The organism is Methanococcoides sp. NM1 (genome assembly GCF_900774285.1).
Lineage (GTDB): Archaea > Halobacteriota > Methanosarcinia > Methanosarcinales > Methanosarcinaceae > Methanococcoides > Methanococcoides vulcani.
The window spans coordinates 349,103-364,054 of the sequence record NZ_CAAGTW010000001.1; the positions used below are offsets into that span (position 1 = coordinate 349,103).

General features: G+C 44.8%; 15 protein-coding genes. 8 read left to right on the forward strand and 7 right to left on the reverse strand.

All coding sequences use genetic code 11. The features are described from left to right. Positions 1-58 precede the first annotated feature (58 nt). Entirely contained in the window at positions 59-1,378 is a 1,320-nt protein-coding gene (locus E7X56_RS01730; RefSeq protein ID WP_135604219.1) for a cobyrinate a,c-diamide synthase, read from the forward strand. A gap of 45 nt (positions 1,379-1,423) precedes the next feature. Here the strand turns inward: E7X56_RS01730 and priL are convergent, their stop codons facing one another. The 4 genes from priL to E7X56_RS01750 form a co-directional block, all read right to left on the reverse strand. After that, a complete protein-coding gene (gene priL / locus E7X56_RS01735) occupies positions 1,424-2,482 on the reverse strand; it encodes a DNA primase regulatory subunit PriL (protein WP_135604221.1) in 1,059 nt (352 codons plus the stop codon). A 1-nt stretch (position 2,483) separates the two neighbouring features. After that, positions 2,484-3,221, reverse strand: a complete 738-nt coding sequence (locus E7X56_RS01740; protein WP_135604223.1) for a DNA polymerase sliding clamp — start codon at positions 3,219-3,221, stop codon at positions 2,484-2,486. A gap of 87 nt (positions 3,222-3,308) precedes the next feature. After that, entirely contained in the window at positions 3,309-3,620 is a 312-nt protein-coding gene (locus E7X56_RS01745) for a transcription factor S (RefSeq protein ID WP_135604225.1), read from the reverse strand. After that, the gene (locus E7X56_RS01750) at positions 3,598-4,017 is read right to left on the reverse strand and encodes an NUDIX hydrolase (protein ID WP_135604227.1); all 420 of its coding nucleotides are present in this window, start codon (positions 4,015-4,017) and stop codon (positions 3,598-3,600) included. The genes E7X56_RS01745 and E7X56_RS01750 overlap by 23 nt, the downstream gene beginning before the upstream one ends. Positions 4,018-4,083: 66 nt before the next feature. On the opposite strand from E7X56_RS01750, the gene artA reads away from it, so the two are divergent. Genes artA through E7X56_RS01765 form a run of 3 tightly spaced genes read left to right on the forward strand, consistent with a single transcriptional unit; the run spans position 4,084 to position 6,214 of the window. After that, positions 4,084-4,896, forward strand: coding sequence for an archaeosortase A (artA, locus tag E7X56_RS01755; RefSeq protein ID WP_135604229.1), 813 nt, complete (start codon positions 4,084-4,086; stop codon positions 4,894-4,896). 11 nt (positions 4,897-4,907) lie between these two features. After that, on the forward strand, positions 4,908-5,531 hold the full coding sequence (locus E7X56_RS01760) for a phosphatidylserine decarboxylase (RefSeq protein WP_135604232.1): 624 nt from the start codon (positions 4,908-4,910) through the stop codon (positions 5,529-5,531). Positions 5,532-5,533: 2 nt separating this feature from the next. Next, entirely contained in the window at positions 5,534-6,214 is a 681-nt protein-coding gene (locus E7X56_RS01765) for an archaetidylserine synthase (protein ID WP_135604234.1), read from the forward strand. 47 nt (positions 6,215-6,261) lie between these two features. On the opposite strand, the gene clpB is transcribed toward E7X56_RS01765, so the two are convergent. Then, positions 6,262-8,877, reverse strand: a complete 2,616-nt coding sequence (gene clpB, locus E7X56_RS01770) for an ATP-dependent chaperone ClpB (protein ID WP_135604236.1) — start codon at positions 8,875-8,877, stop codon at positions 6,262-6,264. Positions 8,878-9,204: 327 nt separating this feature from the next. On the opposite strand from clpB, the gene E7X56_RS01775 reads away from it, so the two are divergent. The 4 genes from E7X56_RS01775 to E7X56_RS01790 all read left to right on the forward strand — a co-directional run bounded on the left by E7X56_RS01775 (position 9,205) and on the right by E7X56_RS01790 (position 12,665). Next, entirely contained in the window at positions 9,205-9,612 is a 408-nt protein-coding gene (locus tag E7X56_RS01775) for a helix-turn-helix domain-containing protein (RefSeq protein WP_091689565.1), read from the forward strand. A 124-nt stretch (positions 9,613-9,736) separates the two neighbouring features. Next, entirely contained in the window at positions 9,737-10,858 is a 1,122-nt protein-coding gene (locus tag E7X56_RS01780; protein WP_135604238.1) for a transposase, read from the forward strand. 187 nt (positions 10,859-11,045) lie between these two features. Further along, positions 11,046-12,215, forward strand: coding sequence for a PAS domain-containing sensor histidine kinase (locus E7X56_RS01785; RefSeq protein WP_167879249.1), 1,170 nt, complete (start codon positions 11,046-11,048; stop codon positions 12,213-12,215). Between the two features lie 93 nt (positions 12,216-12,308). Continuing rightward, positions 12,309-12,665, forward strand: coding sequence for a dihydroneopterin aldolase family protein (locus E7X56_RS01790; RefSeq protein ID WP_091689567.1), 357 nt, complete (start codon positions 12,309-12,311; stop codon positions 12,663-12,665). Between the two features lie 32 nt (positions 12,666-12,697). Here the strand turns inward: E7X56_RS01790 and hisC are convergent, their stop codons facing one another. Further along, complete coding sequence (gene hisC / locus E7X56_RS01795) at positions 12,698-13,780, reverse strand: histidinol-phosphate transaminase (protein WP_135604240.1); 1,083 nt, start codon at positions 13,778-13,780, stop codon at positions 12,698-12,700. After that, on the reverse strand, positions 13,767-14,939 hold the full coding sequence (locus E7X56_RS01800) for an acetylornithine transaminase (RefSeq protein WP_135604242.1): 1,173 nt from the start codon (positions 14,937-14,939) through the stop codon (positions 13,767-13,769). The genes hisC and E7X56_RS01800 overlap by 14 nt, the downstream gene beginning before the upstream one ends. Positions 14,940-14,952 lie beyond the last annotated feature (13 nt).

The window sequence follows — 14,952 nt, forward strand, 5'->3', positions numbered from 1 at the left end:
GATTAAGTTATGAACAGGAATAGTAATGGATATATATAAAACCAACACAATTAGTGTCATGAAACGATCGGTCCTAATTGCAGGAACGCATAGTGGCGTAGGCAAAACCACTGTTGCCATGGGTATTATGGCCGCCCTTACGAAAAGGAATATGAAAGTCCAGCCTTACAAGGTTGGTCCTGATTACATAGATCCTACTCATCATACTGCTATCTGTGGCAGGTCCTCAAGAAATCTGGATACATTCATGATGGGTGTTGATGGTGTTCGCAGAACTGTTGATAACAGCTATAAGGATGCTGACATCTCTGTCATCGAAGGCGTAATGGGTCTTTACGATGGTATGAACTCAACGGAGATCGCCAGTTCAGCCCATGTTGCTAAATCCCTTAATATCCCTGTTATTCTGGTAGTGAACGTGCACGGCATGTCCAGAAGTGCAGCAGCCATAGTCAAAGGCTTCACCGAGTTCGACAAGGATGTGAACATTGCCGGTGTTATCCTGAACAGGGTGGGTAGCCCTCGTCATGCCCAGATGATCAAGGATGTGCTTCCGGATATTCCTGTTGTGGGAACTGTTCCAAGGAACAACGATATAAAGGTTCCTTCAAGGCATCTTGGTCTGCACATGGCCTCAGAACAGGATTATGATGTTGGCAAGCTTGCAGAGTTCATTGAGGAAAATATCGATATCGATGAGATCCTCTCCCTTGCTTCCGAGCCAAAGAAGCCTGAGGTCGAAGATGAAAGGTGTGTTGGTAATATGTCAGAGGTGACCATTGGTGTTGCCCGTGACAGTGCATTTTGTTTCTATTATGAAGAAATGTTCGACATGTTCATGAAATGTGGTGCAAAGATCGAGTTCTTCAGTCCGCTTGATGGTGATCTCCCTGAAGTTGATGGTATGTACTTTGGTGGCGGATATCCTGAGCTTAACATCGCCGAACTTGAAAAGTCCAGGACGACCAAGAAGCTCAAAGACCTCTCAGCGGATGGCATGCCGATCTACGGTGAATGCGGAGGCTTGCAATATCTCTGTAGTTCCTATGAGATCGAGGACGTTGTTTATAGGATGGCAGACCTTTTCCCTGCAGAGACGGTCCTTACAAAGAGACTTCAGGCACTGGGATACACTGAAGGTGTTGCAAAGGGTAAGTTCATAAAAGGACCTGTCAGGGGACATGAGTTCCACTACTCGCTCACAGAATGTGACAGTGATTCAAGACTTATCTATGAAATGTCACGTGGAAAAGGCATCATGAATGGCAAGGATGGTATCACAGAGCATAATTCACTGGCAAGTTATATGCATGCGCATCCAGGTTCTTTCCCTGTGGACAGTTTTGTGGAACAGTGCCGCAAATATGGTCGAAAATAAAGCATAAGATAAGCAGAAACTAATTAAAGATCAAATGGAAGGTCTTCAAGCCTTCTTTTCCTTTTCTTTTTCCATTTTGTTCTTTAACCACATTCTTCTGCTGTAATAACCTAAAGGATGTTTTGTGTTCTTGCATATCTCATCCGGGTTGTAGCAGTTGCCGTATGTTCGCATCGTGTTACAGGAGGGCGGCTTGTAGGTGGTACCCGAAGAGCCAGCAATATGCTGTATCTGGTATCTTGTCTTCTCCTCGTCAAAGTCAGGAGATACATTGAACATAGCTACGACCTCGTCCACGGTCATTCCAATGTTCAACAGGAACGATGTCATTGCAAATCTCATTGAATGGGCAAGGTTCACTCCTGCCCTTACATTTGCAATAGCCTGCACGATACATGGGGGGAACAGTTCACTTTCCACTTTCTGGAACTCTCCAACGCCAAAATCGGATTTTTTCTCCTCAAGGGTCTCATTGATCTCTGCAAGGTATGGTGTGCATGCTTCGCTGATCTCTTCAGGGACTGAAAGTGGAAGGGCATTCTGTATGCGTGAACGTATGGCTTCCTGCAGCAAGCGGGCGAACTCTTCCTTGCTGATCCTCACATGGCCTGCTTTCATTTTCCTGTTGACCAGTTTCCAGTTCAGGTCCTTTAAGGTAGTTGCAAGTTTGATGTAATCCGTAAAATGAAGGTCAAAAAGGATATCGTGGGATTCCATATTTTCGTAGGTCTCGGCATTGATCTGGAAATCAAGACCAAGTTCCTGCAGGAATTCCGGTTGCTGCGTCTTAAGAAGCCTGTATGCAGCTTTTGCTTCTGCAAGTGCATATTTTCTTGTCAGGAACTGGTCGTCGATACAGGATACCAGTATCCTTGCAAAAGGGTAGGACAAAAGTTCGGTGAGGATCTTTCCTTCTTCCGAACCTGAAGGTGACGGCTTTTCGATCTCTCCTGTCAGCGACTGTATTACACGTTCCTTTCCCCTCTGGCGGGCAGAGTCAAGTGCACGGGAGAATAGGAGTTTCTCTGGTGAAAAACCGAGGCCGCCGACATATTCGGATGCCTCGGATACAAAAGGATATAAGGCGAGATATCTACTGTCCATTTTAGTCAGATTCGATCCTTGGTGCCAGGAGATATCCGATAGTACCGGCTCCGTTAGCAATGGAGAAGTTGATCTTTATCGGGAAGTCTTTTCCAATGTGTAATGTAACTTCATTGGATTTTGAGGCAGGTTTGATTATATCTGACAGGTAGTCCAGTGAGAACAGTGAACGTGTATCATTTGCCTTGATATCGATTAACTGGTCGCGTGACATTGTGAGTTTCACACGGTCAGTATCGCCTTCGGCTTCCATGAAGAAGTTCTCTCCCTCAACGCCAAGTAGCATGTGGTCACTTATCTTCTCTGCAGCTTTGACAGCCTTCTGTAGGTCCTTGCCGTTGAGGACGATTTCAGCTGGAAGCTCGAGCTGTGGGATCCTTGGTTCTGCACGGATAGTTGACGGGTCCAGTAATGAAAGGGTGTATGAGAAACCACCGATCTGGATCATCAGTTTCTTTGCATCTTCATCAAGTTCCATGTGGACCTTGTCATCCCTGTCTGCAACTGCAAGTATGTCAGTTACTCTTGAGAGGTCCAATCCCAATTCGCAGTCGTCTCCACTGAAATCCTCAAATGCATCTGTTGTCAGGTCAAAGCTGACCATTGCAACGTTTGCAGGGTCTACTGCCCGAACCGCGATTCCTTCCGGTGATATCCTGAATCTTGCTTCATCCACGAGTACAGATAGTGTTTCGATTGAATCTTTTAGAAGATATGCATCAATTGTCGCCTTGAACATGTTGTTTCTCCGCCAAATAGTTTCGATTTCAACTTCTTTATATCATTTACAGTATATATGCTTTCACTGTTCTTCGCGCACATATCTTCAGTCGTATTCACGCCATGTGAAGCTGCATTTGGTACACTTGAAGAACCTGGTCTCGGATTCATCAGCAGACCTTAGCTGTCTTAGCCACCAGTATGCTATGTTGTTCCCACATTCAGAGCATCTTGCTGTAGTTGTCGGGAGTCCTTCATCAATATCGCCTTCAAGTACCGTAACTTCTCTTTCTTCACGGTTCGATCTTGATACAAGTTCAGGTTTTGTTTCCTTCTCTTTTACGTACCCGCATTTTTTACATTTCAATGAGCCTTCCATAGGGGTCATCATGCTCTTACATTTTGGACAGAATTCCATTAATATCATCTCCTGCGTCGTCAATCATTTTTCGGTGGTCGAAAGCTATGTCCGGTAGCTCCTTCAGGTCGAACGGGGCTACTTCAGCTGCGTCAGTGGCGGCTTTTGGTTTGCCGTGGCCGATCGCAAGGTAACATACAGATACGGTATGTCCTCTCGGATCGCGCGAAGGCTCTGAATATACTCCTATCAATTTGACAAGATCGATAAATAGTCCGGTCTCTTCATATGCTTCCCGAATTGCCGCAGCTTCGGTCGTCTCGCCTATCTCCACGAAACCACCTGGTAGTGCAAATCTGTTTTTGAAAGGGGGATTCTTCCTCTTTATCAGTATAATCTTACCATTTAAGATGATTACGGCATCAACTGTGAGCAGGGGAGTGGTGGGAACTGTCATTTGAACAAAACCTTAATACAATTAGCAAGATACTATATATGATACCTGTGATAAAGGTGTTTGATAATGATAGAAAACGTAATATGGATCGCAGTTGCCCTGATGGTATTATCCTCGGTCATACCTGCAACAAGAGGCATAAAGTTCCTCTCAGGCGGGGTGGGGTGGATATTCTTTTCTCTCCATTGGGCATACCAGCCGCTCCATTATATTGAGATCCATGACTATTTCAATGTAGTACTGACCCTGGCAATTGCTGCCTTCTGCCTTTTCATGGCACATAATATGATTCGGGAGTACAGGGAACCTTCAACATCCGGACTGAGCCAGAATACGAATGTTATTCTTATGGTTACGAGCGCAACGGCAATAGGTTCGTTGTTCTACTTCCCTTTCGCGAACATTCCTTCTCTGAACCAGTGGCTCATATCTAATGTGACCAATGCTACAGCCGGTTTGCTTGGCTTCCTGGGTTATAATGTAGAGTCAACATGGCATAAGATCACCTATAACGGTTATACTGTACAGATCATACTTGCATGTACTGCAATCGAAAGCATTGCCCTATTCACGGGATTGATCATCTCCATCAATGCGCCTTTCAAAAGGCTCATGTCAGCTTTCATGGTCTCTGTGCCTGTAATATATATGCTGAACATCGTAAGGGATGCCTTTGTGATAGTGGCCTATGGTGACCAGTGGTTCGGTGCTGAAAGTTTTGAGATCGCCCATCATGTGATCGCAAAGATCGGTTCAGCCATTGCACTCTTTGTGATCGCTTACGTTGTGATGCGAATATTGCCTGAACTTCTTGACATGATCGATGGATTGTGGCAAATGACAACTAAGCAGATCAGGGAAATAGTACGGAAAAGCTAAGGACCTCTGAAATGTTAGCTAAAGATTCTACCTCATGGATCGCCGTTCTGGGCTTTTTTGCTCTGGCAAGCACAATAGCATCCTATCTTACAGGTCTCGCATTACTTCGTTACCTGTCATATCTTGGTCTTGCTCTATTTGTCTTTATGATCTGGTTCTTCAGGGACCCTGAAAGGACAACAAAGATATGTGACCATTGTCTGTTCTCTGCCGCTGATGGTAAGGTTATAGATGTGAGCAATGGCAAGGTCTGCGTTTTCATGAACGTTCACAATGTTCATGTCAACCGTGCCCCTATCTCCGGAACCATTCGTAGCATAACCCATAAAAAAGGAGGGCATATACCAGCTTTCAATAAGGATTCCGAAAGGAACGAGCGTACGATCACAGTTATTGAAAGCAGCCACGGGGATGTGAAAGTGACCCAGATCGCTGGTGTCCTGGTGCGCAGAATTGTGTCATATTTGCAGGTGGGGGACAAGGTGGCTAGCGGACAAAAGATCGGGATGATACGCTTCGGTTCCCGTGTCGATGTGACCATTCCTTCTGATTTTGAGATATCATGCAAGGTCGGTGATCGTGTGTATGCAGGGGTAACCATAATTGCAAAAGAAAAAGGATTCAAGAGGAAATAACAATGATGTTCAAAACCCTCCGGGTCCCGGATCTTGTGACACTTGGAAATGCTCTTTTCGGCATGATGGCGATCTTCAGTGCATGCTCCGGGCATACTGACCTTGCTTTTATATTCATTCTTTTCGCAGCTATTGCTGATGGCATGGATGGTTTCCTGGCACGCAGGCTTCCTAACAGTGCTATCGGTGAGTATCTGGATTCCCTTGCAGATGCTATCTCCTTTGGCGTTGCACCTGCTGCAGCCTTATATTTTATCTATGGGTATTCTCATCCTTATATAATGGCCATTGGAGCATGCTTCTATCTGTTCTGTGGAATAATCCGCCTTGCAAGGTTCAACACAAAACAGAAAACCATCCCTGATTTTGAAGGTCTGCCTATAACCGCATCTGCTGTAGTGATCGCTTCCTATCTGCTCATGGCAGACAGGTATGTCCAGTTCTACGGAGTTATTGCAATTATGCTGTTGCTCTCTTTCCTTATGGTAAGTGAGTATCCTTATCCTAAGTTGAGGGGTCCAAAATCAATGGCTTTTGTAGCCATCGTATTCATTTTACCCATAGCATCTTACATTGTATTGCCTGCATATCTTCCAATATTCTCAACAGCAATGTTCCTGCTTCTACTACTTTATCTTGAATCTCCGATAATGAGGATTCCAAGGAAGTATTATGAGGACTGATGGGGCTTAAGTGGGAAGCTAAAATCGAAATGGGGTTGTCAGCCCCCTTAAATGTCTGATTCTTCAGCCTGAATGGCTACTTCAACAGTTATACCGCGTTCGTTCGCATCCACAATGATCGTACATCCTTCGGGAGCTTTGCCTTCAACGATCAGTTTTGCAACTGCTGTCTCGACCTCGTTCTGAATGACACGCTTTAGCGGACGTGCTCCGAAAGACTCACTGTATCCTGCATCTCCAAGATAATGCTTTGCACCATCGGTGATCTCAAGGTCGATCCTCTTGTCCTTAAGCCTGTGTACAAGGTCTGCTACTTTGATATCCACGATCTGTATAAGCTGGTCCTTTGTCAGTGGCCTGAAGATCGCCAGCTCATCGATACGGTTGATGAACTCCGGTCTGAAGTGTTTGGTCAGCTCGTTCTGTGCCATCTCCTGCATACTGGCGTAGTCTTCACCCTTCTCAAGCTTTGAGATGGCGTAGTCCACGCAGATGTTCGATGTCATGATGATCAACGTGTTCTTGAAGTTCACCGTCCTTCCGTGTGAATCTGTCAGGCGTCCGTCATCGAGTATCTGGAGCATGACATTGAGCACATCATGGTGGGCCTTTTCGATCTCATCGAACAGGACTACGGAATATGGTCTCCTGCGTACTGCTTCGGTAAGCTGCCCGCCTTCCTCGTGACCGATGTAGCCAGGTGGTGCACCGATCAGCCTTGAAACGGTGTGCTTTTCCATGTACTCGGACATGTCGATGCGTATCATGTTGTTCTCATCATCGAAGAGCTCAGTTGCAAGTGCCTTGGCAAGCTCTGTCTTACCCACGCCGGTAGGTCCGAGGAAGATGAAGCTTCCAATAGGTCTCTTGGGGTCCTTGATGCCTGCATAGGCGCGGATGACCGCGTCAGAAACTGCCTTTACTGTTTCATCCTGTCCTATCAACCTCTCATGGAGCTTGTCTTCCAGGTGGGTGAGCTTCTCACGTTCTCCTTCCATGAGCTTCGTGATCGGGATGTTCGTCCACTGGCTGACCACCTGTGCGATATCCTCTTCGCCAACCTCTTCTTTCAGAAGCATATCTTCCTGTTGCTCCTGAAGCTTTGCCTCTTCCTCATTATACTGGTGTTCAAGAGGTGCCAGGGTGCCGTATTTCAGCTTAGATGCCTGTTCGAAGTCTCCGTTGTTCTCTGCCAGCTCAAGCTGGATCTTGATCTCTTCGATCTGCTGCTTCAAGGAACTCAGGTTTGCGATGATGTCCTTTTCTCCCTGCCATTTTGCACGCATGGCATCGGATTCGGCACGAATGTCCGCAAGCTCTTTCTCAAGGTCTGCAAGCCTTTCCTTTGAAGCCGCATCCTTCTCTTTTTTGAGTGCTTCGCGCTCGATCTCCAGTTGCAGGATCTTCCTGTCGGCTTCGTCCAGTTCCGGCGGTTTGCTGTCTATGGATGTCCTGACCTTTGCAGCGGCTTCATCCACAAGATCGATAGCCTTGTCCGGCAGGAACCTGTCTGAGATGTAACGGTCGCTGAGAACTGCTGCTGCCACAAGGGCAGTATCCTTAAGCCTGACTCCGTGGTGGACCTCATATCTTTCTTTCAATCCTCTAAGGATGGATATCGTATTCTCAACATCCGGCTGGTCGACCCGCACGGGCAGGAAACGCCTCTCAAGAGCCGCATCCTTCTCAATGTACTTGCGATACTCATCAAGGGTCGTGGCACCGATACAGTGCAGTTCCCCTCTCGCAAGCATCGGTTTTAGCAGGTTGCCTGCATCCATGGCGCCTTCAGTGGCGCCTGCACCTACGATGGTGTGCAGCTCATCGATAAAGAGGATTATCTGTCCTTCTGAGTCCGCAACTTCCTTTAGGACCGCCTTGAGACGTTCCTCGAACTCTCCCCTGAACTTTGCTCCTGCGATCAGCGAACCCATGTCCAGTGCGATGATCTTCTTATCCTTCATGGCATCGGGAACATCCCGTTTTGCAATACGTAGTGCAAGACCTTCAACAATTGCGGTCTTTCCGACCCCGGCTTCTCCGATGAGGACCGGGTTGTTCTTCCTGCGTCTGGAAAGGATCTCGATAGTGTGTCTTATCTCCTGGTCCCTTCCGATCACAGGGTCAAGTTTTCCCTGTGCAGCAAGTTCGGTAAAGTCAATACCGTATTTCTTGAGCGGTTCCATGGTGTCTTCGGGATTTTCACTTGTAATGCGACGGTTCCCCCTTAGTTCTTTTATTGCCTGTAAAGCAGCTTCAAGTGTGACCCCTACCTCTTCAAGTATACGATAGCTGGGGCTTCCTTTCTCTTTTAGTAATGCAATGAGCAGGTGCTCAACACTGACATATTCATCGTTCATGGAGCGAGCTTCCTTGTCAGTAGTATCGAGTATCCTGTTGTATGACTGGCTTACGTAAGCCTGCTCGCTTCCCGGGCCTGTTACCTGTGGTAGTCCGGATAAATGCTCCTCGAGCTTTCGGACAATTGCCTGTGTGTCAGAACCCATGTTATTAAGAAGTGTAGGAACAAGGCCGTCATCCTGTTCCATTAATGCAAGGAACAGATGCTCACTATCTGTCTGCTGGTTGTAGTACCTTGCAGAAATAGTGAATGATCTCTGGACGGCTTCCTGTGCTTTCTGTGTAAAACGGTTTAGATCCATTTGAACCTCCTTATGTTATGGTCATGTAATGGTTTGTTCTACTTCATGTGATCAATATATGGATTACATGCGCGTACTCAACAATGACCCAATTGCATCTTGAAGCATACCCCCTTACTTACTTGATGGCATAATTGTACTTTCAGGTCACAACCGGTCATATTTGTGAACTGCATGATTTAACACTTCAAATTATCTATCTTGGTATTTAAACGTTGTGTACAAATTGCAAATTAAACTATATTTTATAGTTTTCATATTCATTTTATCGACATGATATGTACAAAAGTAAAAAGGTATATATGTTTTGAAAACAATGTATTTTTGATGGCTCGTCAGATCATCCTTATCAATATCGAAAAACCTGTAGAAAAGGACCTCGAGAAAGACATTCATTGGTTTTGTGATAGTTTTGGGCTTTCCTCAGGTAGGGATGTCGAAGATATTTCCAAAAAGATTGTCATGGACCTGCTTTCAAATCTGGCTCGTGATGAAGGAGTTACTTCTGAAATGCTTGCAAGATCCTTGGATATAAGTTTATCCAGGGTAAATCATCACCTTCGCAACCTTATGGGTTCGGGTCTTGTCTATCGAAGGAAAAAAATGCTATATCTTCGTGGCGGGAGCCTTAAAACTGCTGTCTGTGAAATGAGAAAAGATTCTGAAAGAATATTCGATGAGCTGGAAAAGATCGCAGAAGAGATCGATGATGAGGTTGGTCTGAGGAGCAGATGAGCTTCTTCTTGATTTTCGATTGAGATCATCAAATTAGCTTTTCGCTTTAAAAGCGTAACTCTTTTTTCAAGACTACTGGCACCACTCTGAGCATAGCTTATGCATTACATTTATATGGCAGAAAATGTGCCAGCCCATGAAATATTATTGCGATGTTTCGGGCGGAATCTGTACCAAAGATTCAATTGCTAACTATTTGAACACAGATAACGTATCAATATGCCAATTTTTGTATTTCTTAGATATTGATGACATTGCTTCTTATGTTGAAAGTAGCTATTATGCCGATAAGGACTGGCACTTTAGGTATAAGATTTCGTCAATGATAAAGCTCATCGTTGTGAAATGTTTTAGGAACCTCTCATTTGAGAAAACAATATCTACCTTAACAAAAGAAGAAGCGCAGCTTCTGTCTTTTGAAGACAATAACGGCATTATGAATCTCCCATCCCCTGCAACACTTCATCATTTCGTAAAATACAGGCTTGGAGAAGCTGGACTCGATGAAGTAATGTTCAAAATTGGAAAGAATATCTCCAAAAATACAAAGATAAGAGATGCAAAAACAGATTCAACTCCACTTGAAGCATCAAGATATGACAAGTATGCGGATTACAATCCGTATTATAATTGTAAGATGGACAAAGCTCACATCACCATGATTGGAACACTTCCAATCTACATGACACATACAAAAGGAGTTTCTCATGATTCTCCTGAATTGAAGAAACATATTGATGCATTGGTAGAAATGAGGGCTGATATTGACACTTATGCATTGGATGGAGGTTATGATTCATTCAGGAATCATGCAGATATCTGGTATAAGTTGAATGCAAAACCAGTGATTGCATACTCTTCTGATTCTAAAGTTCAATATGAGGGGACGATGGAACGAATTAATCACTGGGTTAATAAAATGTGGGAACTTGGTGGATCCATTCATATGAAATATGAAGGAAAACTTCATTTCCTCTATGAAAATGGAAGAGAAAAACAGGTAGGGATACACTTGCGAAACAAGAACATCGAAGATGATGGATTCGATGAAGATTATTCGCATAGGAGTGAATGTGAACGAGTACACAATCATATTAAGTGGACTGTAAAGTTCGACATCAGAGGAATGAAAAATAGCAGTAAGAAACTGTATTCAATTATGAATTTCGTTGCATATCAATTGCTTGTAGCTACAAATTTGCAAAATGAGGTTAAAGAAACTAACTCATTTGCAAATTATGTGTGAGGTAAATCTCATCAAATTAGAATGGGAGGATTTATGAGCTAATTTGATAATCTCCGATTGTCTGGTTTATCCTTAGGTAGCCTTATATATTGCCTGCTTATATATTATCTATTGAATTATTGTGGGGTACAATTGTTCATATTGGGTTTCAGGGAGGCCTTCTATTACTGTAAATGGTGAATCTGATGTGAAAGATGAGCTTGGTGTAGATTCGCTGGGATCTTGTCTTAAAGAAAGGTGCAAGGAAGAAATAGCCGGGCACCATGGTACAGAGGACCTGATCAAAGAGAATGAGACCCTTCTAAGGAACGTCTTGGAATCTACTGATGATGGTATCTCCTTTTTTGATAACGACGGGACTATCCGGGTAGTGAACAACAAATTCAGAGAGATCTGGAATATTCCTGATGATGCAGACACTGGGAAGAACTATGTTGATGCATTTGTAAAATATGGTGTACCTCAACTGGAAAATGCTGATCATATCCTTTCAAAGGTCCGCAGATTTTCGACTTTGATGGAATATGATTCCGATGTCCTTTATTTCAGGGACGGTCGCATCTTTGAGTACCATCTTTTTCCTGTTATTACTGATGGTGAAGTCAAGGGACATGTCTGCAGTTACCGGGACATAACGATTAGAAAGAAGGCAGAATCGAATCTTCAGGAATATGCACGGGAACTGGAACATTCAAATGAGCTTAAAGATCTCTTCACTGACATTATACGTCATGACCTGCTGAATCCTGCAGGTCTGGTTAAAGGATTTGTGGAGATCTTGCTTAAAAGGGAGTTCGATCCGGATACCACTGAAAAGCTCCGTACCATTAAAAGAAATAATGGAAAGCTTATTGATATGATCGAATCGGCTTCCAAGCTTTCAAGACTGGAATCTATCAGTGAGCTGGAATTCAAAGAACTGAATGTTGCTGCTGTTCTGAGGCTTGCAATACAGGTTCTCAATAGTCAGTTTGCTAGTAAACATATCATTCTTGAGAACAATGCAGCCGGAAAATACAATGCAAAGATAAGTCCGGTGTTGGAAGAGGTTTTTGTGAACCTGCTTTCAAATGCGATAAAATACAGTCCTGAGGAAAGCAGGGTCATTATTGACATCCTGGATAATGGCGATGAGTGGAAGATAACGGTAACTGATTTTGGAGAAGGAGTTGCTGATGAGGACAAGCCTTTCGTGTTCGAGAGGTTCAAACGTGCTACTAAGGCTGCTGTGAAAGGTACAGGTCTGGGTCTTGCTATTGTCAAAAGGATAATTGACCTTCATGGTGGCGAAGTGGGAGTTGAGGACAACCCTAAAGGAAAAGGAAGTGTTTTCTGGGTGACTGTAAAGAAGGCCTGAGGATAACTATTGCTTTCATGGGTTTCAGGTAACCGTATTGGCTTTATATTTTCAGGTCAATTTCGTTGCAGTAATGATCATGGTAGGTAACATATGGCCGAAAACACAATAACCGAAAGGGATAACGTATTTTTTGAAGCTGGAATCAAACTTGGAGCTTTGTATCATCAGTTCACCGGCTCTCCTGTGAGCCTGAAGACGGTGGAAAGTCTTGAGACTGCTATTGCACAGAGTATCTCCGTGCAGCCTTGTGTGGAGCAGATCACCGTTTCTATCGACAGGGATATGGTACGTTCAAAGCTTAATGATGAGTTCGGTTACTGTGAATTGGAAGGTCGTATGCTCAATGTCCAGATCGATGTAAAATACGGGTCCGTAAGAGCTCATGTCTCAATGGAGTTCAATAAAGAGCTGGATTACCCGTTAATGAAAATAGATAAGGTCTACTGACCGCTTTTTTAGTCAGTCTAATGGGAAAGGGGTCAGATGGAAGCGAAACCTTCCACGACCTTTTTGTTCTGCTCTTCTGTTCCAATGGTAATACGTATAAGTGAATCTCCTGCATTGGCAAAGGAAGTACAGTCACGCACAATGATCCCTTTTTTGAGCAATTCTGTGGTAACATCACGTGCCTTGTGCGGAGCTACGTCAACAAGGACAAAGTTTGCCTGGGTGTCATATACTTTGAACGAGATGTTATCCTGAAGATATTTCTTGCCCGTACGTGCCAGCTCAATGCTTTTGTTGAGGTGGTCGGTATCTGAAAGTGCAGCAACCCCTGCAGCGACTGCTGCGGAGCTTACATTGAATGGAGTTGCTATCTTCATGTATTCTTCCTTGAGCCATATTGGAAGCATGCCGTATCCGATCCTCATGCCGGCAAGGCCAAATGCTTTTGAAAATGTCCTTCCGACAATGATGTTGTCATATTTTGGAACAAGGTGTGCGATATTCTTGTCAGAAAATTCCACGTATGCTTCATCAACGAATACAAGGGCTTCAGTGGCTTCTGCGATTCGTAGTATATCCTCTTCCGGTACTACATTACCTGAAGGGTTGTTGGGTGAACACAGGAAGATGATCTTTGTCCGTGGTGTGATAGCATCGAGTACTTTTTCAACGTCCACTGAGAAATCCTCTTCACGCTGTACGTAAACAGGAACTGCTCCGTTTGCACGTGCGGATATCTCGTAGTAGGAGAACGTCGGTGTTGTAAGAATGACCTCATCTCCACGGCTTATGACAAGTCTTGTGAGTCCGTCCAGAAGTCCGTCCATACCGGGACCTGAAGCCACAATATGATCTGCAGGTATGCCGGTGTATTCGGATATCGCTTCCACGAGCTCACGTGCATCGGCTGAAGGATAAACGCTGATCCCCTGTGCATCTTTTACGAGTGCTTCCACTGCTTTTGGTGACGGTCCCAGTGGGTTCTCGTTCGAACCGAGTTTGATGATTGACGCAGGGTCCAGTCCGTATGCTTTTACAATATCATCAATTGATTTGCCGGGGACATATTTTGCAATTGATGCAATCTCTTCTTTTATCAGTTCATATCTGGGCAAGCACATCCACCACCATGTCGATCTGTTCTTTGGTGATCACAAGAGGAGGTGCGATACGGATGACTTTCTCGGATGTGCAGTTAAGGAGCACTCCATTTTCCCTTGCGAGATCCACGATGTCTGTACAGGGCTTGTTGATCTCCACGCCGATCATTAGACCGCGTCCGCGAACTTCCATGATGTTGTCGAGTTCAAGTGACCTGAGTTTGTTCATGAAGTACTCCCCCATCTGTGCCGAGCGTTCTACAAGACCTTCGTCCCTGATCACATTGATGGATGCAAGAGATGCAGCACATGCCAGTGGTCCGCCTCCGAAGGTTGCAGCGTGCTGGCTCTTTCCAAAGGATACGCCATCACGTGCCACAATAGCACCCATTGGGAATCCTCCACCTATTGCCTTTGCCATGGTCATAATGTCAGGAACTACCTTTGAATGGTCTTTACAGAACCACTTTCCCGTCCTGCCAAAACCGGTCTGGACCTCGTCGAATATCAGGAGCATGTCGTTTTCATCACAGATCTCACGTACCTCTTTGAGGTACTCATCAGATGGGACATTGATACCACCTTCTCCTTGTATGGGTTCGACAATGAGTGCTGCAGTGTCTTCTGTTATTGCATCCCTGATCGCCTGTGCATCATTGTAGGCAACGAACTTTTCCCCCTGTATAAGAGGTTCAAATGGTGTCCGGTAAATGGATTTGTGTGTTACTGTGAGGGAGCCCATGGTTCGGCCGTGGAATGAGTGTTCCGCTGCGATGAACTCGGTCTTTCCTGTTGTGACCCTTGCCAGTTTCATTGCAGCCTCAACGGCTTCGGTACCGGAGTTACAGAAGAATGCACGGCCCATGCCGGTAATACTGACAAGTTCCTCGGCAAGGTTTGCCTGCACATCGGTATAATAAAGATTTGATACGTGTATGAGCTTCTCCGCCTGTTTACTGATCGCCTCTACGACGCGAGGGTGGCAGTGTCCCACATTGTTCACGGCAATTCCTGCCACACAATCGATGAACTCATTACCGTTGATGTCGCGGACAACTGAGCCTTTCCCGCTCTCAAGTGCGATGGGCTGGCGTGTGTATGTCTGCATTACGTACTTTTCATCCTGTTCTACAATTGATTCGTAATCTTTTGATAGGATAGTCTCTTTGGTCATAGAATACCTCAGA